Consider the following 24,196-nt stretch of genomic DNA (forward strand, 5'->3'; position numbering starts at 1 on the left):
GGGCCCGCCGACGCGACCCGGAGCCAAGATCTGTGAATGCCGGCGTTCGCCCGCCGAAGACCTGATCATCGGCGCGTTGAACGCGGCTGGACGAGTCATCAGCCGACGCTGACCTTCTCGGGCTCCGCGGCGGGGCGGACAGCGCGCACGAGCACCGTGGAGGTGAGTAGCAGCCCACCCACCAAGCACGCCAGCAACGGCAACACCGGGCCGCTCGCCGGCTGCCACGAGCCCCCGAACGGCTGAAGCCCGGCGTTGATGCCCACCTGGAAGCGCGTCATGACACGAGCCAGCGCGTACAGGTCGAGCGGCACCGTGATGACCACGAGCGCGAGCGCTACCAAGTCGAGCCAGCCGCGTCGCGTCAGCCACGCCGCGATGCCGTCCACATACGCCGCCGCGATGACCACTCCGACGGCGAGCGGCATCACATAGCGGCCCTGGGCGTACCAGCCGCGCAGCGGTACGAAATGGATTTCCAGACCAATGAGCAGCAGCGCGCTGACCACCGCGATGCCGCAGATCGCGAGCCGGGCGCGCCAGCTCGCGAGCCAGATCGCCGGGACGACGAGCGCCGCCATTAGCACGTACCACAGCAGAATCATGACCGGCGAAACGGGCGTCTCGCCGTAACTGAACTGACCGACGATCTGTCGTAGATAGAACTCGCCACGTGTGGTGGCGATCCCCTTCAGGATGGCGCCGATGCCAAGCTCCAGCCCTCGGTCGGGCACAACGTCCGTGACGCGCGAGCTGAGCAGCCAGAACGCGCAGAACGCCACGCCGGCCGCGCTGAGCCCGCCGAACCACATCAGGGTGTCGCGCCGGCGCAGCAGGGCCAGGGCGGGCCCGCGTCCAGCGAAGAGCACGCAGGCGAGCACCACGAAGGCGAAGAGGGCCGGGCCGAGGCTCCGCACGGTCAGCAGCAACGCCGCGGCGACGCCGGCAAGGATCAGCAGTGGTCTGGCGGGCGAACGCAACGCGGCCAGCAGCGCGGTGAACAGCAGCACACCCGCGCTGATCTCCAGTCCGTTGGGATTGATCGAGCCGTTGAGGTTCATCGCCAACGGGGTGCTCACCAGCACCAGGGCGGCGAACAACAGCTTGTTGCCCCGCCGGGCGGCGACGGCCGCGGCGGCCGCCAGCAGCAGCGCCGAGGTGGCCGCCGACAGCAGCCGGGCGAAGACCAGGCCGGTCGAGTCGGGACTGAGGCGCAGCGGGAGGCCGACGGCTAGGTAGTACACCGGGCTGTACAGGCCGGCAGTGGTTGGCATCGGCCCGTTGGTGCGGTCGGTGACCGGAAGCTGACACGACGCGGGCTTCGGCGGCTTGGGACGCCACATGCAGTTGACGTTCTCCGGCAGCAGACTGCGCGGTGCGTCGACGACCTCGGCGGGGGTGCCGGCGTCGTCGACACCGCGTCCCTGCGGATAGAACTGCCCGCTCCATACCGCATAGCCTCGTACGAGGTGCTGGTGCTCGTCATACGTTCCGTTCGTGGGCAGGGCGAGCGCCCAGGCGGCGGCGAGGAGGAAAAAGCCGACAAACGCCACGGCAAAGACTCGTCTCACCGGCACGCGGGACAGGCTACACCCTGTAAGGGTGGTGATCGATTCTGCGGCGGGTTCACGTCCGCGGCGAGGCCAGGTCTGCCGCGTCGGACGCACGTCGGCCGCACCACGTAGCCGGTAGTGAACTGCGCGTGAACACACCTCGGCGACGACGCGCGACGCATCGAACCGGGTCGTCCGGCCCACCCGAACTGACCATCAACGGAGCGTTAGCATCCTCGCCCCGCTACCGAGCCGGACGCCGGCGACGTACGCGCCGCCACCACCAGACGACAGCCGCGACGAGCAGGAGCAACCCGGTCGTCGGAGTGAGCACCAGCCAGTAGAGCCACCGTGCGGCTGGGAACGCCGCCGGTGCGGGGGACGGACCGCCGAACCGGCCGTCGACCACCAGGTCGTGCGCGACGTCGATGTCCCAGATGAATACGTACTCCGGACGGATCAGCTGGGTCGTGCCGCCGCCCGGCCGCACCGCGAGCAGGTCGGCCTTGGAGACGGTTCGGTACCCTGCCGGCGGATCTATCGACGGATCTCGATCATAATGGGGGTTGTGCTCATCCTGGTAGGCAACGACTACCGCGGTGCCGTCCCGCTGCCAGCCGACCACCCGCACCGCCGCGCCGGGCACCCGGTCGAACCCGCCGTCCGGTCCGGCTCGGCCGGTGCCGGCGTCAAGCGTCACCAGCCGCCACTGTCGCTGGTTCCGCGCGGCGCTGGTGCAGGCCACGGCGCAGCCGTCAAGCTCGAGCACCGCGAGCCTCGAGCCGTCGGCCGTGAACGCACCGGTGCCGGCCAGGCGTTGCCCGGCGCCGAGGGTGGCCAGCGCGCGCGAGCTGCCGTCGGCGGCGTTCACGAGGACGAGTGTCCGGTCGAGCTGAACGGCGAGGTGGCGGCCATCCGGAGTGAAAGCAACCGAGTTGATCGGGTCGAACACCGCCGCGCCGAGGTCGAGGACCTTCCGGCTGCCCCCGGTGGCCAGGTCGAGCAGCCACAGCGAGCCGCCGGCGTAGCCGTGCTTTCCCTCGTTGCCGTCGAACGGGGGCGTCACCTCGTTCTCGTTCAGGGGTCGTTCCGGCTGGCGCCATAGCACCAGCGCCGCACTGTCGGGCCGCCAGGCCACCGGAACGTCGGCGGGTAGCCTTTCGAAGTGGCGCGCACGCCCGGTGGTCAGGTCGACGACGCTCAGTCGCCCTGGCACCTGCCTCAGCACGACGAGGTCCTCGACAGAGTCCGGTCCGACAACGTACCGGCCGTCGGGCGAGAGCCGCACCTGCTGGCCGACCTGCAGGTAGGTGTCCGCGTACCGAAGCATCCGGTACGACCCGTCGCGGCCCACCGCAGCGATCTTGGACCCGTACGTCCACGGCCAGTCATGCCCGCCGAGACCATTGCCGGAACCGCTGAGCAGTACCGCCGCGCGACCCCGGGGGGACTGCGCGACGGGCGCCTGCCAGGGCAACGGGTCGTACACCCGTGCCGGCACGGCCGCGTCTGCGGGTGCCTCGGCCACCGGCGATGGCCCGGCGGCGAGCACCAGCATGCTCGGTAGCGCCAACGCGACGGCCAGCACCGCGGCGACGGCACCGCCGATCCGGCGCTGGTGACGACGTCGCCCACGCAGCCAGAGGTCCTCCGGCACACGTGCCGGCGGCATGCGGTCGGCCTCGGCCGCCAGCATCAGCTGCAGTTTGGGCTGTTCAGACCCGGTTCGTGTCAACGTCCTACCTCCGCCCTCGCAAAGTCCAGCTCGACCAGTTCCGGTGCGAACTTGCGCAACCGGGCCAACGCGTCCCGGGTTTGGCTCTTCACCGTCCCGACGCGACAACCGAGGATCTCGGCGACCTCCTCCTCGGTGCGGTCCTCGTAGAAGCGCAGCACCAGGACGGCGCGCTGGCCGGGCGCCAACCGGGTCAGCGCCCGGCGCAGCGTCAGGCTGTCGGCGACCGTCGCGGTCGGGTCGGAGATCGGCCGGTCCGCCGGTTCGTACACAAGCGTCGGCCGGCGCCGACCGCGTCGCCAGAACGAGATGTGCTGGTGGTACAGGGCTCGCCGCACGTAAGCGTCCGGGTCGCCGCCGGCCGCGATTCGCCGCCACCGGCCGACCACGCTCAGCAACGTCTCCTGCACCAAGTCCTCGGCCAGGTGTTTGTCGCCGGTCAGCAAATACGCGATCCGCGACAAAGCCGCAGTCCGGTCCCGCACGTAACTCGCGAACGAGTCCTCCGCATCCACCGCCCCCTCCTCGCCATCAGACACGCCCAGCGCGGCGGTTGAGGAGGGGCCTCCGGCGAAAAACTTCGCGAAATCGCCGCCCGCGCGACCGACTTACTGAGTAACTAGTTACTTGGTAAGGTGGCCGCCATGCGGAGAGGTGCGGTGCACTGGGGGCTGCTGGCGTTGTTCAGCGATGGTCCGAAGTACGGCTATCAGTTGCGGACCGAACTGGACACGCGGACCGGGGGAATGTGGACGCTCAATGTCGGTCAGGTCTACACGACGCTGGAGCGGCTGCACCGCGATGGCCTCGTCGACACGGTAGGACAAAACGACGAGGGCCGGACGATGTACGCCATGACCGAGCATGGTCAGGCGGCGCTGGCCGAGTGGTTCGCCACGCCGGTGACCGGTGCGGAGCGTTCACGCAGCGAACTGGCGATGAAGCTGGCCATCGCCGTGACCACGCCGCATGCGGACGTGACCGGGATCGTCCAGGCTCAGCGGGTCGAGTCGATGCGCCAGATGCGTGACTACACCGATCTGCGGCGGCGCGCCGATCCGGAAAAGGAGCCGGCCTGGATGCTGATGCTCGATCACCTGATGTTCGCCCTGGAAAGTGAGCTCCGCTGGCTCGACCACATCGAGGCCACGGTGTTGCGCCGCAGGCGGGCAGCCGGCTCGCCGGCGCCGGCACCGGCGGATCGCCGGCCGGTCGCGGAGCAGCCGCCGGCGGGAGGCAAACGGTGAGCGACATCGTGCTGCGGTTCGCGGATGTGAGCCGGACCTTCCGCTCCGGCGATGAGGACGTCTGGGCGCTCGACGCGGTGGGTTTCGAGGTCCGCGCGGGTGAACTGGTCGCCATCATGGGCCCGTCGGGATCCGGCAAGTCGACGCTGCTCGCGATCGCCGGTGGCCTCGATCTGCCGACGTCCGGGGTGGTGTCCGTGGAGGGCATCGACCTGGGCGGCCTGACCGCGACCGAGCTGGCCCGGTTGCGGCGCGACCGGATCGGCTACGTCTTCCAGAACCTCAATCTCGTCGCGGACCTGACCGCGGCGGAGAACGTCGCGCTGCCGCGCGAACTGGCCGGCCTGAGCGCCCGTGTCGCCCGGCGGGAAGCGCTTGCCGCGCTCGCCGAGGTCGGTATCGCTCAACTGGCGCATCGGTTCCCGGACCAGATGTCCGGAGGGCAGCAGCAGCGGGTCGCCATCGCCAGGGCGCTGATCGGCGAGCGACGGCTGGTGCTGGCCGACGAGCCGACCGGCGCGCTGGACTCCCGCACCGGCGAGGCGGTCCTGGAGGTCCTGCGCAGCAGGGTCAACGGCGGCGCGGCAGGGGTCCTCGTCACGCATGAGCCGAGGTACGCGGGCTGGGCCGATCGCACCATCTTCCTGCGCGACGGCCGGCTCATCGACACCACCGGACCGCGCGTCCCGGTCGAGCACCTGCTCGGGGGCGCCTCGTGAGTGCGGCGGCATCGCCACGGCCCAGGTCGGGGCACGGCGGCTCGTGGCGCGTCGCGCTGCGCATCGCTCGCCGCTCGATGTGGCGGAACAAGACCCGCAACACCCTGATCCTGCTCATGCTCTTCGTGCCGGCATATGCGGCCGTTGTTCTCGTGGTCTCGTGGGGAAATCTCAGCGGCACGTCCGCGCAGGAGGCGACGTTCAAGCTGGGCCGGGCCGACCTGCTGGTCGGCGCGGACAACCTGGAAAGCGCGGCCGCGTCGCTGCCGGCTGGCAGCCGCACCGAGCCGGTCGCGGACGGCCGGACCGTGGTGCGGACCCCGCAGGGGCTGGGCGCCTACGACTACGAGGCCGTCGACGTCACCGGAGTGATCGCCGAGGGGCGGTACGTCATGCGAGCCGGTCGGGCGCCGCAGGGCAGCGCCGAGGTGGCGCTGACCACGGCGCTGGCCCGGCAGTTGCACGTCGGCGTCGGCCGGCAGATCGAGGCCGGCATGCCGATGCGGCAGCTGACCGTTGTTGGTGTCGTCGACCTGAGCAGGTCGTTGCGGAGCCCAGCGCTGATCGTGTCCGCGAACGATCCGCTGTCGGCCGGAGCGCGCCGGCAACTGCTCGTCGCCCTGCCCGGCGACTCGGCATCCTGGCAACCGCCCGGCACCGACGTGCCCGGGCTGAGCTACATGAACCGCGCAGACATGCGGCCCGACACCCGGCAGCGGGCGATCGAGGCCGCGGCCACGACGGTCGTCGTGGCGTTCGCCGGCGCGCAGGTCGTCCTGCTCGCCGGTGCGGCATTCGCGATCGGCGCGCGACGCCAGCGGCAGCAGCTGCTGATGCTGTCCGCGGTGGGCGCCACGTCGCGCCAGGTCGGCCGGGTCGTCCTCGCCGCCGGCCTGGTCCTCGGCGCCGCCGCCGCGGCGCTCGGCGTCGTGCTCGGCCTGCTGACGTTCGCGCTGGCCGGGCCGGTGATCGAGCGGATCGCCGATCACCCGCTGATCGACGCCGCGATCCCGCCCGTGCCGGTCGCGGCGGTCGCGCTGCTGGTGGTCGTGATCGGCCTGCTCGCCGCATACCTTCCGGCGCGTACCGCCGGGAACCGTCCGGTCCGGGCCGAGACCAGCGCGGACCGGTCCCGCTCCACCGGCGACCTGCGCTGGCTGGCCGGTGGGCTGCTGTGCGCGGCCGCCGGGACGGCCGTGCTGTGGTACACCGCGAATCCGGACGGGCGGCCGGAACTCATCGCGGCGGGCGGCGTCGCACTGCTCGCCGGCATCGTGGCCGTCATACCGGCGCTCGTGCGCCGCGGCGCCGGCCGTGCCGCGCGCGTGCTGCCGCTCGCCGCCCGGCTGGCAACCCGTCACGCGGCGCGGCACTACCTGCGCACCGCGTCGGCGGTAGCCGCCGTGACCGCCGCACTCGCCGGAACGGTGGCGCTGACGCTCGTCGGCGACGCGCGGGGGCAGAGCACACCCTCGCAGCAGAAGGCACGCCCAGGGCAGGTGATGCTGCCGGTCGAGGCGGCGGATCTGCTGGGCGAGGACGGTCTGCGGCGCCTGGGGTCGGCCCTGCCCACCCGCAGTCTCATCAGGCTGGAGATCGTGACCGGTTCGCCGGGCGGCCGGGTCTTCATCCCAATGGGCTCGCACATCGAAGGCACTGCAGACGGCGCCGTACTGGCCGCCATGGAGCAGCGCGGCATCGCCGTCGGTGGCGACGAGATCATCCAGTTGGTCGCTGGACGCGCGGCGACACCGGCGGAGTCGGAGGCGCTCCGCGCGGGTGGTGCGGTGGCGTTCAACGACACGCTGGTCAGCGGTGGCAGGGTCACCCTGGCCTCCGACGGGGGTGCCGAACACGTGCTTCCGGCGAACGTCGCCGCCAGCGGGGCCTACTTCACAGCCCTTCCCGGCCTGCTCGTCTCGCCGGACACCGCACGCCGGTTCGGCCTCACCACCGCGGTCGACGCCGTCGTCGTCGACACCGTCCGACCGCCACGCCCGGCCGAGCTTGCCGCCGCGACGGAGTTACTACTACAGGCGCAGGTGCACGCGAGCCGGGTACCGGGTGCGCCGATCGTGCCGGACGTGATCGCCGCGCGGGGCCGGCCGGTCAGCGAGACCAGCACGATCTTCTATGTCCTCGCCGCGGTCAGCGCGATCGTCACCGCGATCGCGAGCACGGTCGCGGTCGGGCTCGCGGCTGTCGAGATGCGCGGCGACCTGGCCACCATGGTCGCCGTCGGTGCCACGCCGAGCATCCGCCGGCGCATCCGGGCCGGCCAGGCCGTGCTGATCGCCGGTCTGGCCATCCCGCTCGGTCTGGCCGCCGGGATCGGACCGGCCGCCGGCTACGTCGCCTACAACGTCGAGGTCGACTGGCATACGCCGTGGCTCGCGTTGCTGCTGGTCGTCGCCGTTCCGCCGGTGCTCGCCACCATCCTGGCCGCGCTGCCCACCGGCGGGCGACCGGAACAGGCGCGCTCGGGTGCGGCCGGCTGATGTGCAGTACTGTGGCGCCGTGGGCACGGGTCTCCGTCTGACGTGCGCGACATTGACGGCCGTCGTTGCATTGACGGGCTGCGCGACCGGGCCGGTCGACGGCGACTCGCTCGCGCGGGACAGCGCGGAACAACAGGCGGCGCGCCTGAACGACAAGCTCGGTCACCGAGACCGGGTCCGCGACGCCGAGTACATCGCCGCGACCGAGATAGCGCCCAGTGCCACGCCGGTCGGCTGGTCCGGGCGGACCACCGGAGACGAGAAGGCCACCGTCGACGTCCGGTTCGCGGTGACGGTGCCCGAGCAGCACGCGGCCGCGATTGGCGACCGCGGCAACTCGGCCGGCAGCGCCACGCGGTGCTACCGCTACGTGCTTCAGCTCTACCGCTACACCGAATACCACGAGATCGGTTGTCCCGCGATCGCGACTCCTCCCGTCCCGTCCGCGTCGCCGGTGCTGACGCTGCCCGCCGATGCGAAGGACCGCCTCGACGCGGCGCTGCGCACCGCCACGCCCGACACTCTCGCAAGCGTTGTGCGGGCAGCGTTCCCCCAGGACGGCGTCAAGGTCGACACCGTGACGCGCGAAGGTACCCTCGTGGCAGCGGTGGGCGTGCCCGCCGAGCGCGACTGCATCGTGATGATCAAGACTGCCGACGGCGCGATCCAGCAGGTCGGGTACAAGCGCGTCCAGCTGGAGCCGGGCGAGCTCGGGTGCTCAGTCGGCCTGTTCACCAACCCACCCCGCTGAAACGTGCCTTGCGTCCTTCACGGCACCGCAGCGTAGTCGCCTCGCGGTGTGCGTCCCCGCTCGCGACGACATGACTGTCGTACGGGAGGCCGACGGAAGCCGGTCGGCGACGAAAAATGGCGAAAAATCATGAGTTGTGTGTGGTTTATCGCCGGTTACCGAGTGGTATCGGGACTGTTGGTCCAGGTGAGGAGGGGGACCATGTTACGCAAGCGAATAGGCCTCGCGCTCAGCACCGCGGTGCTCGCCGGAGTCGGTGCGGTCGCCGCGCCGGTGGTGGCGAGTGCCCAACCCAGTCCGTCCCCGCCGGGCGGTGGCACGACCACCACGGCACCCAGCCCGGGCGCGACAGGCGGCGCCGAACAACACGGCGACATGCTCAAGGGGGTGGAGCACGGCGAGGGCGTCATCCAGACAAAGCAGGGACCGGTGCACGTGGCCATGCAGCAGGGCATGCTCACGTCCGTCTCGGGCTCGTCGGTCACCGTGAAATCGGCTGACGGATGGACCAGGACGTGGGCCCTGGGCAACAACCTGCGGGTCTACGAGCTCCGACACACGCTGCAACCCGGCACCCTGACGACCGGTTCGATGATCACGATCGGCGGAACGATCAGTGGTACCGGCACCAGCGAGACCTACACCGCGCGGATCGTGCGGCTGCACGAGCACGCCGGTATGCAGCCGTCGGCCCCGGCATCACCGTCGCCAGGCACGACGTCGCCCACCGGCCCGTAAACGCCACCGTGGCGGGTTCGGTTGCACTGGTTGATGCCCTCTCGTAATGGTTCTGGCCAGAGCAACCGGACCCACTCGACGCTGAGCCGGCTACTCGTTCGAGCAGTGTCGCGCCGCGCGCCGGGCTGCCTACGCTGGCGCCGTGTACGGCTATGTGATCGCCGACGTTTTCACCGACACCGCCCTGGATGGCAACCCGCTCGCGGTCGTCCCCGACGCCGCCGGGCTGACCACCGGGCGGATGCAGCGCATCGCGCGCGAGATGAATTTGTCCGAGACGACGTTCGTCTTCCCGCCCGTGGCCGGCGGCGACGTGCGGGTGCGGATCTTCACCCCGATCGGCGAGCTTCCGTTCGCCGGCCACCCGACCTTCGGTACCGCCGCGGTCCTGGCCGCGACCGGTCATCCCGGCGTCCGCGACGGCGAGCTGCGGATGGAGACCGGCATGGGGGTGGTGCCGTTCCGCTTCACCGGGGAGTCCGGCGAGGGCCGCGTCAGGACCGCCCGGATGCTCCAGCCCATTCCGGTCTGGGAGCCCTATGACCGGGCCGCCGAGCTGCTGGACGCGCTCGGGGTGTCCTCGTCGACCCTTCCCGTCGAGGTGTACCGCAACGGCCCGCGCCATGCGTTCGTCGGCCTCGCCGGCGTCGCCGAGCTGACCGCCCTGCGGGTCGACCTTCGCGCGCTGGCCGACCACGACGACCTGGCCGCGAACTGCTTCGCCCCGACCGGCGACCCGCTGGTCTGGCGGGCCCGCATGTTCTCGCCCGCTTATGGTGTGACGGAGGACGCCGGCACCGGCTCCGCGGCCGGCCCCCTCGCGCTGCACCTGGGCCGGCACGGGCGGGTGCCGCTCGGCGCGACGATCACGGTACGGCAGGGCGTCGAGATGGGCCGCCCGTCGACGATCCGCGCGTGCGTGTCGGTGCTCGACGACGGCGTCGTCGAGCGGGTCGAGATCGCCGGCAGTGCCGTCGTCGTGGCCGACGGCCGGCTCTTCATCTGACGCCGGATCCGGCCCCGGGCGGAGAAGGCGGCCATGCCGGCGCCGGCGACCCCGGCGGGGCGGCCGCTCGGGCCGCTTGCCGATGCGCCGGTGATACGTTGACCGAATGTCGCGGCCGTGGACGCTACGCCCGGCCACGTCGGTGGATGCGCCGTGGCTCATCGACCTCAGGGCCGCGACGATGCGGCCGGATCTCGAACGGGTCGGGCGCTGGGACCCCGACCGCTCCCGGCGGCGCTTTCTCGAGGGCTTCGTGCCGGCCAACACCGACGTCATCGAGGTCGACGGCCGGGCGGTGGGATCCGTCGCCATCCGTCCCGAGCGCGACGCACAGTGGATCGAGCACTTCTATCTCGACCCGGAACTGCAGGGCCGGGGCATCGGCGGGCAGGTGCTGCGGCACGTCATGGCGGCGCACCGCGACGCGCGGCCGTTCCGGCTGGTTGTCCTCCGGGGCAGCGCGGCGCGGAGGCTCTACGAGCGCCTCGGCTTCGTTCACTCCTACGACGACGACAACGGCGTCGACGAGGTACTCGACGCCCCCGGCGACGGCGGGTATCTGCTCGACAACGCCCAGGCCGAGGCCGGTGCCCGCTTCGGCGCCCTGGCGGAGCTGTTCGACCCCTCCACGTTCCGGCATCTCGACGCGCTCGGCGTCGCCGAGGGCTGGCGCTGCTGGGAGGTCGGCGCCGGTGGCCCGAGCGTGCCCTCGTGGCTCGCGGCGCGCGTCGGCCCGGCCGGCCGCGTGCTGGCCACCGACATCGACGTCGCGTGGCTCGCCACCGGCGCCGGCTACGAGGTGCTCCGCCACGATGTCGGCGCCGAGCCGCCGCCGGGCGACGGCTTCGACCTCGTGCACGCCCGGCTGGTCCTCGTCCACGTGCCGCGGCGCGAGGCGGCGCTCGCGGCCATGATCTCCGCCCTGCGCCCCGGCGGCCGGCTGCTGATCGAGGAGGCCGACCCGATGCTGCAGCCGCTGGCCTGCCCGGACGAGGCCGGCCCGGCGCAGCGGCTGGCCAACCGGCTCAAGCACGACTTCCGCACGCTGATGGCCGGGCGCGGCGTCGACCTGGCGTACGGCCGGAAGCTGCCCCGACTGCTGCGCGAGGCCGGCCTGACCGAGGTGGCCGCCGACGCCTACTTCCCGGTCACCGGCCCGGCGTGCGACCGGCTCGAGCGGGCCACGGTCGAGCAGATCCGCGCCCGGCTGACCGCCGCCGGTCTGGCCACCGACGAGGAGGTCGACCAGCACCTGGCCAACCTGGACGCGGGCCTGCTGGACGTGGCGACCTCACCGATGGTCTCCGCCTGGGGTGTGCGCCCCGGCTGAGCCGGCGGGCGGCGCTACGCGAGGATCCGCACGTCGAGGATCTCCAGGTCGGCCGGGTCGGCCACCACGTCGATGCTGATGATCCGGCCGCTCGTGACCGTGAAGCTGATCGCGATCCGGGTCCGGCCGTCCACCTGGACCACGACGCCGGTCGCGCCGTCGATGTCGGCCGGGCGGGCGCCCTGGGCGCGGCCCGAGAAGAACGCGGCGACGACCTCCGCGCCCCGGGACTCGCCGGCCGAGCCCATCCGGGCCGCCGTCGCGTCGGCGCGCATGACGACGTCCGGGTCCAGCAGGGTCAGCAGCGCAGCCATGTCGCCGCCGCGGGCGGCGACGAGGAACGCGTCCACGATCTCGCGGCGGCGCTGCAGGTCGGCGGCCGCCGCTGCCGAGCCAATCGAGCCGCTCGAGCCGCCCTGGACGCGGCGGCGCGCCCGGCTCGCCAGTTGGCGGGCGGCGGCGGGGCTGCGGCCGACGACGACCGCGATGTCGTCGAACGACACCGCGAACATGTCATGCAGGACGAACGCCAGGCGCTCGGCCGGGGTGAGTGTCTCCAGGACCACGAGCAGCGCGACGCCCACCGAGTCAGCCAGCAGCACCTCCTGCTCCGGGTCGGCGGCACCCGCTGGCGGCTCCTCGGCGCGCAGCTCGAGTGGTTCCTCGCGGCGGTTGGTCCGGGAGCGCAGCATGTCCAGGCAGATCCGGCCGGCGACCGTGGTCAGCCAGGCGGCGAGGTTGCCGACCTCGTCCGCGTCCGTGCGGTTCAGCCGGAGCCAGGCCTCCTGTACCGCGTCGTCGGCCTCGCTCGCCGAGCCCAGCATCCGGTGCGCCACCGCCCGCAACCGTGGCCGCAGCGCCTCGAACCGCTCGGCCAGCCGGTCGTCGCTCTCGCTCACGCTCGATGCCTTTCATCCCAATTTGTGGGCAGATTTATGACCTAGGCCACAATTGTCACAGGTCCTCGTGGCGGGTCGTCATACCGGCGACGAACCAAATCGCAGCGATGTGACAAGGGAGACGATGATGCAGGCACGGATGACCAACCCGGCGGTGCTCCTGCCCGACGCCACCAAGGCGATCAACCTGCTGTACAAGGCGGCTCACTCGGCCGGCGTGCCGGCCGCTACGCTGGAGCTGGTCCACCTGCGGGCCAGCCAGATCAACGGCTGCAGCCCGTGTGTGGACTCGGGCGCCCGCAGCGCCAAGAAGAACGGCGAGTCCGACGAGCGGCTCTTCGCCGTCGCCGCCTGGCGGGACACGCCGTATTTCACCGACGCCGAGCGGGCCGCCCTGGCCCTCGCCGAGGCCGCGACCCGGCTGGCCGACCGGGCCGACGCGGTGCCGGACGACATCTGGGACGACGCCGTCGAGCACTTCGGCGAGCGGGAGCTCGCGGCGATCGTGCTGTGGATCGCCACGACCAACCTCTTCAACCGGCTCAACGCGCCCACCCGCCAGCCCGCACCGCAGAGTTGGGGCTGAGCCGCTACCCGGTAGGCGCGACCAGAGGTGAACCGGGCCACGCAGGCATCTCGCCCCGCGGGGTGAAGGCCCGGCCACCACCTGCCCAGATAACGTCCGGTTCATGCGACGAATGCTGCGCGTAGTGGTAACGACGTCGATCTGCGTCCTGCTCATCGTCACCGGGCCGGGAGTGCTGCCCGGCTGGGCGTAGCTCGCACTGGAAGTAAAACCAGCGGCGGGCGCGCGCCCGGGTCGGTAGCGTGCGAGGGCATGGCTGCCATCGGCAAGGTGCTGCGGGACAGGCTCGCGGCCGCGTTCGAGACCGTGACCGGATCGACCGTCGACCCCGTCCTGCGCCGATCCCGGCACGCCGACTTCCAGGCCGACGGGGCGCTCGCCCTACCGGGGGACCGGCGCGAGATCGCGGCGGCCGTGGCGCGGGCCGCGCGGCTCGACGACCTGTGCGCGAAGGTCGAAGTGGCCGGGCCGGGGTTCGTCAACCTGACGCTGGCGGACGCGGCGCTGGACCGGATGCTGGCCGAGGCCGCCGCGGACGAGCGGCTTGGGGTGTCCACTGTGGATCCAGAAACCGTAGTGGTGGACTATTCGGGGCCGAACGCGGCAAAGGAGATGCACGTCGGGCACCTGCGCTCGACGGTCATCGGTGACGCGGCCGTGCGGGTGCTGGAGTATCTCGGGCACCGGGTGATCCGGCAGAACCACCTCGGCGACTGGGGCACCAATTTCGGCATGCTCGTCGAGCACTACGTCGACGGCGGTGTCATCGACGAGTCGGACCTCAGCGCGTTCTACGCCGCCGCGCGGCGCCGGTTCGAGGCGGACGAGGCATTCCGGGAGCGGGCGCGGCGCCGGGTGATCCTGCTGCAGGGCGGCGACGCGGACACGATCGCGCTGTGGCGCTCGCTGGTCGGGGTTTCGCGGCGGTACCTCTTGGGCGTCTACGACCGCCTCGGCGTACGCCTGCGGGAGGGCGACTTCGCCGGCGAGAGCACCTACAACGCCGAGCTGGACGGCATCGTGGCGCACCTGCGCGAGCGCGGTCTGCTGCGCGTGAGCGACGGTGCGGAGTGCGCCTTCCCGGCGGGCTTCGCGACGCGGGACGGTGCGCCGCTGCCGCTCATCGTGCGCAAGGCCGACGGCGGCTACGGATACGCGGCGACCGACCTCGCGGCCCTGCGGTACCGCGTCGAGGAGCTCAAGGCCACCCGCCTGCTCTACGTCGTCGGCGCGCCCCAGCGGCAGCATCTGGCGATGGTCTTCGCCGTCGCCGAGGCGGCCGGCTGGCTGGCCCCGCCGGTGCGGGCGCAGCATGTCGCGTTCGGCTCGATGCTCGGCACCGACGGCAAGATGCTGCGCAGCCGCACGGGAGGCGCGATCCGGCTGACCGAGCTGCTCGACGAGGCCGTGACGCGGGCCGGCGCGGCGGAGGTCGGCATGGGCGCGCTCAAGTACGCCGACCTGTCGACCGACCGGATCAAGGACCATGTGTTCGACTTCGACCGGATGCTGGCGCTCACCGGGGACACGGGGCCTTATCTGCAGTACGCCCACGTGCGGACCCGCTCGATCATCCGCAAGGGCGGCGCGGAGGCGGCGGGCGGCGCCTTCGCCGTCGCCGACCCGGCCGAGCACGCGCTCGCGGTGGAGCTGCTGGGCTTCCCCGGCGTCGTCGAGCACGTCGGCGAGACGCTCGAGTTCCACCGCCTCACCGGTTACCTGTACGGCCTGGCGACCGCCTTCACCGCGTTCTTCGAGCGCTGCTCGGTGCTGCGGGCGCCGGAGCCGGCGCGCGGCGGCCGGCTGGCCCTGTGCCATCTGACCGCGCGGACCCTGCGGACCGGCCTCGACCTGCTCGGCATCGAGGCCCCCGAGCGGATGTAGGACACTGGCATCCCGGGCCTGTGCCAGGACCACCGACATGGAGGAGAACCTCAATCGTGCGACGGCTACTGACCGTGGCGATCCTCGCCGCCCTCGTGAGCACCTCCGCGGCCTGCTCGCAGTCCGATGAGAGCCCGAAGCCGGCGGCGAGCCCCACGTCCTCGCCGAGCCCGACGGTCGACCTCAAGGCCAACACCAGGGCGGTCTGCGACAAGGCCGAGAAGATCGTCACCGAGGACACCGTGAAACCGATCGGCACCCAGATCGGCCTGATGATCGCGGCGCGGCAGCAGAAGAACAAGGCGGCCGAGACGCAGGCGGTGGACAAGGCGAAGGAGCTCACCGACGCGCTGGTCAAGCAGGCGCGCGACCTCAAGGCCGAGGCGGCCGACCCGAAGCTGCAGACCGCGCTGGACAAGGCCGCCGACGGCCTCGCGCTGTTCGGCGCGGCGGACTACCTGGCGAAGATCAACTCGATCGACGACATGGACAAGCTGCTGGCCGACATCCGGGCGGCGAGCGCGGACCTCGACACCACCTGCGCCGTCTGACCGCCACCGCGCCGGATTTGGCGCGCTGTGGCAGGCTTCCGGACGTGGTAGATCCATCGGGTGTCTCCACCCTCGACGAGCTCGCCGGGCTCCTGCGCGACCTGCGGCGCAGGCACGCCCGGCGGGTCGGCTCATCGCCGCTGACGTTTGGCGAGCTCGCCGCCCGCACCGGCTGGCCCGGCGCCGCCGTCGGCGAGTACTTCGCCGGCCGCGCGCTGGCCCCGGCCGAGCGCCTGGACGCCCTGCTCCGGCTGCTCGGCGCCAGCCGGGCGGAGTGCGGCGCCTTCGCGTCAGCACGATCCCGGCTCGCCGCCCTCGACGTCGCCGTCGCCCCGGCCCTTACCCTGGCCTCGCCTCACGCGGATGAGCATGAGCTGCCGGCCGCTCCCGCGTATTTCGCCGGCCGAGCCGGCGCGATCGCCCGGCTCGACCGGATGCTGCCCGGCGCCCGGGCCGTGTTCGTCGGCGGCGACGCGGGCGTCGGCAAGACCGCGCTCGCCGTCCACTATGGACACCGGATCGCCGGCCGGTTCCCGGACGGGGCGCTGTTTCTGGACCTGCGCGGCTCCGACCCGACCGGCCCGCTGCCCGCCGCGGAGGCGCTGCGCACGCTGCTCGCCGCGCTCGGCGTTGAGCCCCCCGACATGCCGCTGGGCCTGGTCGCGCGCACCGGGATGTACCGCGGCCTGACCGCCCGCCGCGGGGTGCTGATCGTGCTCGACGACGCCGCCGACGCGGCGCAGGTGCGGCTGCTGGTGCCGGCCGCGGGCGACAGCGTCGCGCTCGTCACGGGCCGGCACGGCCCAGCTGGACTCGACGCGGAAGAGCTGACGCTCGACGTGCTCGACCGCACCGAGGCGCGGGCCGTGCTCGCGGCACGGATCGGCGCCGAGCGCACCGCCGCGGAGCCGGCCGCTGTCGACCGCATCATCGCCGCGTGCGGGCGCCGGCCCATGGCGCTGACCGTGTTCTCCGCCCGCGCCGCGCTGCACCCCGAGGTGTCGCTGGCGGCGGCCGCCGACGCGCTCGCCGAGCGGACCGCGTTCGCCTGGTCGTACGACCTGCTGTCGCCGTCCGCCCGGCGGCTGTTCCGCGGTTTCGGCGCGCACCCCGGCCCGGATCTGGGGGAGCCCGACGCTACTATCCTCTTAGGACAGTCCAGTGTGGACATGCTGAACGAGCTCGCCCGGGCGCAGCTCGTCGCCGAGTCCCGGCCCGGGCGGTACACCATGCACGCCCTCCTGCGCGAGCACGCGGCCGCCGGCACGCCGGACACCGAGCGGGCCGGCCTGCAGGACCGCCTCGTGGCCCACCATGCCGCGCACGCCGCCGGGCACCGGACGGCGCTTGCCGTGCTCGGCCTGGCCATGCGCCGCGGCCGGTACGGCGACGCCTGGCGCATCGCCGAGGCCCTGGACGGCCCGCTCGACGCCGCCGGCCGCTGGGACGAGCGAATCGCCGTGCAGGAGATCGCGATCCAGGCCGCGGAGCGCCTCGGCGATCCGGCACTGCTCGCCCGGGCGCAGCGCGCGCAGTCCGCCGCGTACCTGCGCACGGGGCAGCACGAGGCGGCGCTGCTCCGGCTGCGCGAGGCCGCCGACCGCTTCCAGGCCCGGGGCGAGGTGAGCGCCGCGGCGGCGTGCCGGCAGGACCTGGCCGCGGTGCTGGAGTCGATGGCCCGCTTCGTCGAGGCGATCGTCCACGACGAGCTCGCCCTGGCCCTGTTCCGCCGGGCCGGCGACCGGCCCGGCCAGGCGTCCGCGCGCGCCGCGGCCGCCTGGCACTACGCGCAGGCCGGGCGCGCCGCCGAGGCCGTCGCCCACGGCGAGGGGGCGCTCGCGCTGCGCCGCGAACTGGGCGACCCGCACGAGACCGCCGCGGCGCTGGCCCACCTTGGCCGGGTACACGCGGCGCTCGGCGACCGGGAGCGCTCGGTGGAGCGCTACCGCGAGGCCCTGGAGCGCTTCACCGAGCTCGGCGACCGGCTCGACGAGGCCGAGACCGCGACGCGGCTCGGCGACGCGCTCGACGGCGCCCCGGCGATCGGCCTGTGGCGGCGCGCCCTGGCCATCTACGAGCGCACGGACCACCCGGCCGCGTCGGCCGTCGCCGCCCGCCTGGGCCTCTGAGCGCGGCGTCAGTACCGGAAGCGGTCGACCAGCTGCTGCAGCCGGCCGGCCATGGTGGCCAGCTCGGCGGTGGCGGTGCGGGACCGGCCGGTGCCCGTGCTCGTGGTGCGCGACGCGTCCGCCACGCCGGAGATGGTCGAGGCGATCTCGTCGGTGCCGGCCGCCGCCTGCGCGACGTTACGGCTGATCTCGCCGGTCGTGGCGGTCTGCTCCTCGACGGCGGCCGCGATCGTGGTCTGATGCTGGCTGATCTCCCCGATCACTGAGCTGATCTCGCCGATCGAGGCGGCCGCGGCCCGTGCGTCGGACTGGATCGCCCCGACCCGGCCGGCGATGTCCTCGGTCGCCTTCGCCGTCTCCTGGGCGAGATCCTTGACCTCGTTGGCGACGACCGCGAAGCCCTTGCCGGCCTCACCGGCCCGGGCCGCCTCGATGGTCGCGTTGAGCGCCAGCAGGTTCGTCTGCTCGGCGATCGAGGTGATCAGCTTCAGCACGTTGCCGATCTCGGTGGACGAGTTGTCCAGCTGGGCGACGGTGCCCGAGGCGGCCTCGGCGGCCAGCACCGCCGCCGCGGCGACGCTCGCCGCCTGCGCCGCGGATCGGGCGATCTCGTGGATCGACGCGGACATCTCCTCGGCGCCGGCCACGACGCTGTGCACGCTGCCGGCCACGTGCCCGGCGGCGCTCGCGACCGCCTCGGAGCGGGCCGAGGTGCTCTCGGCGGAGTGCGCGATCTCCTCGCTGGTGGCCGCGAGCCGGCCGGCCGCGTCGGCGACCCCGGCGGCGGTGTCCGCGACCTCCCGGACGGTCTCGCGGGTGCGGGCGGTGGCCGAGTCCAGCGCCTCCGCCATCCGGCCGATCTCGTCGCGGCTGCCGGTCGCCGCGGCGCCGGTCAGGTCGCCCGCGGCCATCCCGGTCAGCACGGCGCCGACCCGGCGCAGCGGCGCGACGATGCGGCGCACGGTGTAGAGGGCGACGGCGGCGCCCAGCAGTACCCCCGCGGCCAGCACGGCGATGAGCGTGATCCGCGCCCGGTGGAACTCCGAGCGCGCGTTCGCGACGCGTTCGACGGCCTCCGCCGACTCGGCGTCCGCCGCGGTGCCGATGGCGGTCATCGCCTTGGCCGCCATCGCGTTGGCCCGGTCCGCGGCGACCTCCTCGAAGGTGGCGAGGTCGCCGGCGCGCGCGGCCGGGAGCTGCTCGGTGTCGCGGATCTGCCGGTACTGCGCCCAGCTGCTCTGGAACTGGCGCACCGCGTCAGGGTCCGACGCGGACGGCAGGTAGGCGGCGACCTCGGCGTCCACCGACGCGTCCGCCGCCCGCAACCGCCGCTCCGCGGCGGCCTTGTCGGGCGAGAGCACCACGTCACGGATCGCGATGCGGGCGGAGAGCGCCTGCGAGCGCACCTCCGCCAGTTGCAGCGACGGGCGGAGGTTGTTCCGCTCGATCGCCTGGCCGTGCGCGTACACCGCGGCGAGGCCGGCGACGCCGACGATGCCGGCGACTATCGCGGCGATCGTGAACAGGCCGCAGGTCATGAAGATCTTGACGGCGACGGGGCGGTCGGCGAACCAGCGGGTCATGATCGGTGCCTCTCTCACGGTGCTGCCTCCCCGATTGGCTGATCGACGGCGCCGGGGCGAGGTGAAGGATTTCCGCGGCATGCCGGACGGTCATCGCTTATCGGTTATGCAGGGAAAAGCCGCCGATCAGGGCCTCCACCGCGAAGGCGAACCGGGCCGTGTCGTCCGTGCCGGCGCCGCTGCGCACGGACTCGAGGATGAGCGGGTACCGCTCCCTGTCGAGGCTCGCGAGCCAGGTGGGTGAGCCTGGCCCGTCGCTCGCGCTGATGCCCACCTCCGCGGCGGCGTGCCCCAGCACGAACAGGGTGAGCGTGTTCAGCACGTCCAGCGCCGTGCCCAGCGGAAACCCCGCCCCGGTCAGCGTGCGCAGGCCGCCCTCGACGGCGTCGAGCGTCGCCGGGGTGACCGCCGGCCGCACGACCGCCGGCAGGATGCCCGGGTGGCGCAGCAGCGCCGTCCGCAGGTCGTGCGCGTAGCCGCGCAGGTGCGCCCGCCAGTCGGGGTCGGGCGCGGCCGGCTGGGCGGCGGTGAACAGCCGCTCCACCATGCCGTCGACCAGGGCCTCCTTGTTGGGCACGTAGTGGTACAGCGTCATCGCCTCGACGCCGAGCCGTGCGCCCAGGCCGCGCATGGTCAGGCCGGCCAGGCCGGACTCGTCGGCAAGCTCCAGGGCGGCGTCGAGCACTTGCTCGCGGGTGAGCCCGGCACGCTCGCCGCGCTGTCGCTTCAGGGACACGGCGACCTCCTCCATTGACTCTTCTTACGGCGTAAGTCTACGGTGGGCGCGTTAAATTTACGTCGTAAGATTGCGGGGGTGCGGGATGGACGCGAACAAGCAGGTCGTGATCGACTTCTTCCGGGCCGTGAACGAGCGCCGGATCGCCGACTGGGGCGACTACATGGCAGCCGACGTGGTCGACCACAACCAGGTCATTTTCGGCGAGGAGGACGAGCCGGGGGCGGCGTTCGAGGGCTTCCGGCAGCAGTTGGCGGCGTTCGGCGACGGCGGGATGTATCCGCAGCAGCTCGTCGCCGAGGGCGACACGGTCGTCGCCCGTCTGCTGGTGCGCGCCACGCACACCGGCTATCACCCGCGGATGCCGGAGTCCACGGGGCGTTCGTGCGAGGTCGAGCAAATCTGGATCTTGACACTGAGGGCGGGCAAGATCTCGCAGATCCGGGCGGTCAGTGACCGTCTCGGCATGTTTCTGCAGCTGGGATGGGACTGGCCGGCCGTCGGCTGACGGTCAGCTGCGGCCGTGCGCGCCCGCGAGGGTGCCCAGCGCGATGCTCAGCGCGATGACGGCGAGGATGCCGAAGACCGCCTGCCAGGCGCGGCGGTGGCCGAAGTTGATCGTCCAGCCCGGGCCCAACCGTTTGGGAACGAACAGGTTGGGGTCGTCGGGGTTGGCATAGATGAAGCCGCGCCAGCCACGCTCCTCGCGGCCGCCCCGGGCGCTGATCGGCGCGCCGCGGCGGTTGATGGGAATCACGACGACGGCCAGCGCGACGATCGCGACGATGAGCGCGATCGCGAGCAGCTGGGCGAGCACCGGGTTCGTCATGCCTCGAGCATCTCACCCGGTGTCACGGCGGTCGAGCCGTCGGGCTCGGCGTGGGAGTTCAGGTGTCTCAGCTCGGCCGCGTTGCCGGCGAGCTCCGCGGCCGTCGCGTACGCGGCCCGGGCGCCGGGCCGCGGCCAGCAGCATGAGGGTCAGCAGGCTGGCTCGTTGGCGTGTCGCTGGCTGGCTGGCGTGTCGCCGGTCTCTACACGAACGGCACTCCTCGGTTTCGACATTGCGCCAGTATTCTTTTCGGCGGTCATAGCCTCGAGAGGGAGTCGAAGTGAGCGAGACGCTGGAGTTCCAGGCCGAGACCAGACAGCTCCTGCAGTTGATGGTCCACTCGATCTACTCCAACAAGGACATCTTCCTACGGGAGTTGATCTCCAACGCCTCCGACGCGCTGGACAAGCTGCGGTTGGAATCGCTGGTGAACAAGGAACTGGACGTCGACACCGACGATCTGCACATCCGGCTCGAGATCGACAAGGATCAGCGCACGCTTACAGTGCGGGACAACGGCATCGGCATGTCCCACGACGACGTCGTCTCGCTCATCGGCACCATTGCGAAGTCCGGCACCGCGGAACTGCTGAGCAAGCTGCGGGAATCGCCCGAACAGCAGCAGCGGGCGGAGCTCATCGGGCAGTTCGGCGTCGGTTTCTATTCGACGTTCATGGTTGCCGACAGGGTGACGCTGGTGACCCGCCGCGCGGGCGAGAGCCAGGGCACCCGGTGGGAGTCGGCCGGCGAGGGCACCTACGAGATCGAGTCGCTGGAGGAGGCGCCGCAGGGCACCACCGTGACGCTGCACCTCAAGCCGGAGGACAGCGAGGACCAGCTGTTCGACTACACGGCGGAATGGAAGGTCCGGGAGATCGTCAAGAAGTACTCGGACTTCATCGCCTGGCCGATCCGGCTCGATGACGCCGACGCGCCGCTGAACTCGATGAAGGCGCTCTGGGCGAGGCCGCGCAGCGAGGTCGCCGACGAGGAGTACAACGAGTTCTACAAGCACGTCAGTCACGACTGGACCGACCCGTTCGAGACCATTCACATGCGGGGCGAGGGCACCTTCGAATACGAGGCCCTGCTGTTCATTCCGGCGCGGGCGCCCTTCGATCTGTTCAGCCGCGAGGGCAAGCGCGGGGTGCAGCTGTACGTCAAGCGCGTGTTCATCATGGACGACTGCGAGGCGCTTACCCCGCAGTACCTGCGATTCGTCAAGGGTGTCGTCGACGCGCACGACCTGTCGCTCAACATCTCCCGCGAGATCCTGCAGCAGGACCGTCAGATCCAGGTCGTGCGGCGGCGCCTGGTGAGAAAGGTCCTGGCCACGCTCAAGGAGATCCAGGAGAAGGATGCCGAGCGGTACGCCACGTTCTGGACCGAGTTCGGCCGCGCCCTGAAGGAAGGCCTGATCGACGACGCCGAGAATCGCGAGGTGCTGCTCGATCTCGTCCTGCTCCCCTCGACCCACTCCGCGGAGAAGCCCACCTCCCTGCGCGAATACGTCGAGCGCATGAAGGAGGGGCAGAACGACATCTACTACATGACCGGCGAATCGCGCGCCACGGTGGAGAACTCGCCGCACCTCGAGGCGTTCCTCGCCAAGGGCTACGAGGTGCTCATTCTTACCGACCCGGTGGACGAGGTGTGGGTGGATCAGGTCGCGCAGTACGACGGGCGGCAGCTGCAGTCCGTGGCGAAGGGCCAGGTCGACCTGGGCGCCGAGGAGATCGCCCCGGAGCGCAGCGAGGGCTTCGCGCCGCTGCTGTCCTGGCTCGGCACGAAGCTGGAGGCCGACGTCAAGGAGGTGCGGCTCTCGACCCGCCTCACCACCTCGGCCGCCTGCATCGTGGGCGACGCGCACGACATCACGCCTACGCTGGAGAAGATGTACCGCGCGATGGGCCAGCCGATGCCGCACACGAAGCGAATCCTGGAGCTCAACCCCGACCACCCGCTGGTTGGCGGCCTGCGTGACGCGCACGCCGCCGACCCGGACACGTCCGGGCTGGCCGAGACCGCAGAGCTGCTCTACGGCATCGCGCTGCTGTCGGAGGGCGGCGAGCTCGCCGACCCGTCGCGCTTCACCCGGCTGATCGCCGACCGGCTTGCGAGGTCGCTGTGACGACGGCGGGGGATTGGCACGACACCCGCGGGTGGCGGATCGTCGCCGCGCACGGGAGCGCGGTGTAGGGGCCGGCCGTGCGCACGGTGACGCTGGTTCTCGTCGACGCGGCGGGCGTGGTGCTCGGCGCGCTGCCGGCGTTCCCCGTCGAGGTCCCGTACTGGCCCGAGGTCGACGATGTCGTCGCCGGGGCGCGGGAGCGCTTCGGTGCCGACGTGAGCGTGCTGCGGCTGCTGCACGCCGACCGGCCGCACCCGCACGGCGGGGCGGTGACGTACCTGGCCCAGCTCGACGGGCCGGCGTCCGGGGTGGTGCCGGAGCTGGAGCCGGTCGATTTCCGGCCGGCTCCGCATCCGCGCCGGGCGCCCTACGCCGAGGTGGGCGGGCCGGCCGAGTCGGTGCGCTGGGCGCTGCGCGAGATACGGGGCCTCGGCCTCGGTACGGCCCGGAACGTCATACAGCGCAAGACCTGGAACCTATCCGCGCTGTGGCGGCTGGACACCTCCGGCGGGCCCGTGTGGCTCAAGCACCTGCCGCCGTTCATGCGGGCCGAGACCGAGGTCCTGGCGTGGCTCGGCGCGGTGGCCCCCGGCGCCGCGCCGAGGCTGCTCGCCGCCGACGGCACCGGGCGGCAGCTGCTCACGCACCTGCCCGGCGAGGACGGGTTCGGCGCGCCCGCCGAGGCCCGGTTCGCGATGGCGGACCTGCTGCACGGGCTGCAGCGGCGGGCTCTGGACGACCTGCCGCTGCTGGCCGGGCGCGGGGTGCGGGACCGGCGCGGCGGGCGGCTGCGCGAGCAGATCCTGGTGGCCGCGGAGCCGTGGCTCGGCGAGATCTTCGGCCTCGACGCGCTGCTGGTCGGGCTCGGTGACCGGCTGGCCGCCGTCGCCGCGTGCGGGCTGCCGGACACGCTCGTGCACGGCGACTTTCACCCCGGCAATGCGCGTTTCTCCGCGACGGTACCGCCGGCCGTGCTCGACTGGGGCGATGCGTTTCTCGGCAACCCCGCCTTCGACATCCTCGCCCTGTGCGATGGGCTCGAGCCGCCCGAGGCGGAGCCGCTCGTGGCGCACTGGGCGGAGCAGTGGCGGCGGCTGGCGCCCGGCAGCGATCCGGCCGCGGCCGTCCGGCTGCTGCGCCCCGTGGCGCCGCTGCTCGGCGCCGTCATCTACGCCGGGTTCGTGCACAACATCGAGCCGAGCGAATGGCCCTATCACACCGAGGACGTTCCGACCTGCCTACGGATCGCGGTCTCGCTGGCGTAGCGGGTTTTTGTCGTACCCATGCGGTA

At 72.3% G+C, this 24,196-nt stretch carries 21 protein-coding genes; 14 read left to right on the plus strand and 7 right to left on the minus strand.

The features are described from left to right. Positions 1–98: 98 nt before the first annotated feature. The 3 genes from ABT297_RS00345 to ABT297_RS00355 all read right to left on the minus strand — a co-directional run bounded on the left by ABT297_RS00345 (position 99) and on the right by ABT297_RS00355 (position 3,803). The gene (locus tag ABT297_RS00345; protein ID WP_350542929.1) at positions 99–1,577 is read right to left on the minus strand and encodes a DUF2142 domain-containing protein; all 1,479 of its coding nucleotides are present in this window, start codon (positions 1,575–1,577) and stop codon (positions 99–101) included. Between the two features lie 220 nt (positions 1,578–1,797). After that, a complete protein-coding gene (locus ABT297_RS00350; RefSeq protein WP_350542931.1) occupies positions 1,798–3,249 on the minus strand; it encodes a WD40 repeat domain-containing protein in 1,452 nt (483 codons plus the stop codon). A gap of 35 nt (positions 3,250–3,284) precedes the next feature. After that, positions 3,285–3,803 carry a SigE family RNA polymerase sigma factor gene (locus ABT297_RS00355; RefSeq protein WP_350542933.1) on the minus strand — a complete coding sequence of 173 codons (519 nt, stop codon included), beginning with the start codon at positions 3,801–3,803 and terminating at the stop codon, positions 3,285–3,287. A gap of 129 nt (positions 3,804–3,932) precedes the next feature. Here ABT297_RS00355 and ABT297_RS00360 point away from each other — a divergent pair, with 129 nt between their 5' ends. The 7 genes from ABT297_RS00360 (at position 3,933) to ABT297_RS00390 (ending at position 11,577) form a co-directional block, all read left to right on the plus strand. Beyond that, positions 3,933–4,535, plus strand: coding sequence for a PadR family transcriptional regulator (locus ABT297_RS00360; protein WP_350542936.1), 603 nt, complete (start codon positions 3,933–3,935; stop codon positions 4,533–4,535). After that, the gene (locus ABT297_RS00365; protein ID WP_350542938.1) at positions 4,532–5,254 is read left to right on the plus strand and encodes an ABC transporter ATP-binding protein; all 723 of its coding nucleotides are present in this window, start codon (positions 4,532–4,534) and stop codon (positions 5,252–5,254) included. Before ABT297_RS00360 ends, ABT297_RS00365 begins: the two co-directional genes overlap by 4 nt. Then, the gene (locus tag ABT297_RS00370) at positions 5,251–7,752 is read left to right on the plus strand and encodes an FtsX-like permease family protein (RefSeq protein ID WP_502885463.1); all 2,502 of its coding nucleotides are present in this window, start codon (positions 5,251–5,253) and stop codon (positions 7,750–7,752) included. The genes ABT297_RS00365 and ABT297_RS00370 overlap by 4 nt, the downstream gene beginning before the upstream one ends. A 52-nt stretch (positions 7,753–7,804) precedes the next feature. Next, entirely contained in the window at positions 7,805–8,503 is a 699-nt protein-coding gene (locus ABT297_RS00375) for a hypothetical protein (protein ID WP_350542940.1), read from the plus strand. A gap of 201 nt (positions 8,504–8,704) precedes the next feature. After that, on the plus strand, positions 8,705–9,241 hold the full coding sequence (locus ABT297_RS00380) for a hypothetical protein (RefSeq protein ID WP_350542942.1): 537 nt from the start codon (positions 8,705–8,707) through the stop codon (positions 9,239–9,241). 142 nt (positions 9,242–9,383) lie between these two features. Then, positions 9,384–10,247 (plus strand): PhzF family phenazine biosynthesis protein, encoded by an 864-nt coding sequence (locus ABT297_RS00385; protein ID WP_350542944.1) that lies wholly within the window; start codon positions 9,384–9,386, stop codon positions 10,245–10,247. A gap of 106 nt (positions 10,248–10,353) precedes the next feature. Then, positions 10,354–11,577, plus strand: coding sequence for a GNAT family N-acetyltransferase (locus ABT297_RS00390; RefSeq protein ID WP_350542946.1), 1,224 nt, complete (start codon positions 10,354–10,356; stop codon positions 11,575–11,577). Between the two features lie 14 nt (positions 11,578–11,591). On the opposite strand, the gene ABT297_RS00395 is transcribed toward ABT297_RS00390, so the two are convergent. After that, positions 11,592–12,476 carry a sigma-70 family RNA polymerase sigma factor gene (locus ABT297_RS00395; protein WP_350542948.1) on the minus strand — a complete coding sequence of 295 codons (885 nt, stop codon included), beginning with the start codon at positions 12,474–12,476 and terminating at the stop codon, positions 11,592–11,594. Between the two features lie 127 nt (positions 12,477–12,603). On the opposite strand from ABT297_RS00395, the gene ABT297_RS00400 reads away from it, so the two are divergent. From ABT297_RS00400 to ABT297_RS00415, 4 genes are all read left to right on the plus strand, one after another. Further along, positions 12,604–13,062: a carboxymuconolactone decarboxylase family protein gene (locus ABT297_RS00400; RefSeq protein ID WP_350543552.1), complete on the plus strand. Its 459-nt coding sequence runs from the start codon at positions 12,604–12,606 to the stop codon at positions 13,060–13,062. Between the two features lie 252 nt (positions 13,063–13,314). Next, positions 13,315–14,946, plus strand: coding sequence for an arginine--tRNA ligase (gene argS, locus ABT297_RS00405; RefSeq protein ID WP_350542950.1), 1,632 nt, complete (start codon positions 13,315–13,317; stop codon positions 14,944–14,946). Between the two features lie 56 nt (positions 14,947–15,002). After that, positions 15,003–15,497 carry a hypothetical protein gene (locus ABT297_RS00410; protein WP_350542952.1) on the plus strand — a complete coding sequence of 165 codons (495 nt, stop codon included), beginning with the start codon at positions 15,003–15,005 and terminating at the stop codon, positions 15,495–15,497. A gap of 44 nt (positions 15,498–15,541) precedes the next feature. Next, a complete protein-coding gene (locus ABT297_RS00415; RefSeq protein ID WP_350542954.1) occupies positions 15,542–17,626 on the plus strand; it encodes a tetratricopeptide repeat protein in 2,085 nt (694 codons plus the stop codon). 8 nt (positions 17,627–17,634) lie between these two features. Here the strand turns inward: ABT297_RS00415 and ABT297_RS00420 are convergent, their stop codons facing one another. Beyond that, the gene (locus ABT297_RS00420) at positions 17,635–19,227 is read right to left on the minus strand and encodes a methyl-accepting chemotaxis protein (protein WP_350542956.1); all 1,593 of its coding nucleotides are present in this window, start codon (positions 19,225–19,227) and stop codon (positions 17,635–17,637) included. A 79-nt stretch (positions 19,228–19,306) separates the two neighbouring features. Then, positions 19,307–19,945 (minus strand): TetR/AcrR family transcriptional regulator C-terminal domain-containing protein, encoded by a 639-nt coding sequence (locus ABT297_RS00425; protein ID WP_350542958.1) that lies wholly within the window; start codon positions 19,943–19,945, stop codon positions 19,307–19,309. 85 nt (positions 19,946–20,030) lie between these two features. On the opposite strand from ABT297_RS00425, the gene ABT297_RS00430 reads away from it, so the two are divergent. Further along, the gene (locus ABT297_RS00430) at positions 20,031–20,453 is read left to right on the plus strand and encodes an ester cyclase (RefSeq protein WP_350542960.1); all 423 of its coding nucleotides are present in this window, start codon (positions 20,031–20,033) and stop codon (positions 20,451–20,453) included. Positions 20,454–20,456: 3 nt separating this feature from the next. Here the strand turns inward: ABT297_RS00430 and ABT297_RS00435 are convergent, their stop codons facing one another. Further along, positions 20,457–20,774: a DUF5808 domain-containing protein gene (locus ABT297_RS00435; protein ID WP_350542962.1), complete on the minus strand. Its 318-nt coding sequence runs from the start codon at positions 20,772–20,774 to the stop codon at positions 20,457–20,459. A gap of 331 nt (positions 20,775–21,105) precedes the next feature. Here ABT297_RS00435 and htpG point away from each other — a divergent pair, with 331 nt between their 5' ends. Both htpG and ABT297_RS00445 read left to right on the plus strand, forming a co-directional pair. Next, a complete protein-coding gene (gene htpG, locus ABT297_RS00440) occupies positions 21,106–22,905 on the plus strand; it encodes a molecular chaperone HtpG (protein WP_502885469.1) in 1,800 nt (599 codons plus the stop codon). Positions 22,906–22,982: 77 nt separating this feature from the next. Next, positions 22,983–24,170 carry a phosphotransferase family protein gene (locus ABT297_RS00445; protein WP_350542966.1) on the plus strand — a complete coding sequence of 396 codons (1,188 nt, stop codon included), beginning with the start codon at positions 22,983–22,985 and terminating at the stop codon, positions 24,168–24,170. Positions 24,171–24,196 lie beyond the last annotated feature (26 nt).

The organism is Dactylosporangium sp. NPDC000555 (assembly GCF_040300025.1).
Classification (GTDB): domain Bacteria; phylum Actinomycetota; class Actinomycetes; order Mycobacteriales; family Micromonosporaceae; genus Dactylosporangium.

Excerpts from the sequence above, each read along its gene's own strand:
- ABT297_RS00380 (WP_350542942.1), top strand. The coding sequence starts at position 8,705 with ATGTTACGCAAGCGAATAGGCCTCGCGCTCAGCACCGCGGTGCTCGCC.
- ABT297_RS00350 (WP_350542931.1), bottom strand. The coding sequence starts at position 3,249 with ATGCTGGCGGCCGAGGCCGACCGCATGCCGCCGGCACGTGTGCCGGAG.
- ABT297_RS00435 (WP_350542962.1), bottom strand. The coding sequence starts at position 20,774 with ATGACGAACCCGGTGCTCGCCCAGCTGCTCGCGATCGCGCTCATCGTC.
- ABT297_RS00430 (WP_350542960.1), top strand. The coding sequence starts at position 20,031 with ATGGACGCGAACAAGCAGGTCGTGATCGACTTCTTCCGGGCCGTGAAC.
- argS (WP_350542950.1), top strand. The coding sequence starts at position 13,315 with ATGGCTGCCATCGGCAAGGTGCTGCGGGACAGGCTCGCGGCCGCGTTC.
- ABT297_RS00400 (WP_350543552.1), top strand. The coding sequence starts at position 12,604 with ATGCAGGCACGGATGACCAACCCGGCGGTGCTCCTGCCCGACGCCACC.
- htpG (WP_502885469.1), top strand. The coding sequence starts at position 21,106 with ATGGTCCACTCGATCTACTCCAACAAGGACATCTTCCTACGGGAGTTG.
- ABT297_RS00360 (WP_350542936.1), top strand. The coding sequence starts at position 3,933 with ATGCGGAGAGGTGCGGTGCACTGGGGGCTGCTGGCGTTGTTCAGCGAT.
- ABT297_RS00390 (WP_350542946.1), top strand. The coding sequence starts at position 10,354 with ATGTCGCGGCCGTGGACGCTACGCCCGGCCACGTCGGTGGATGCGCCG.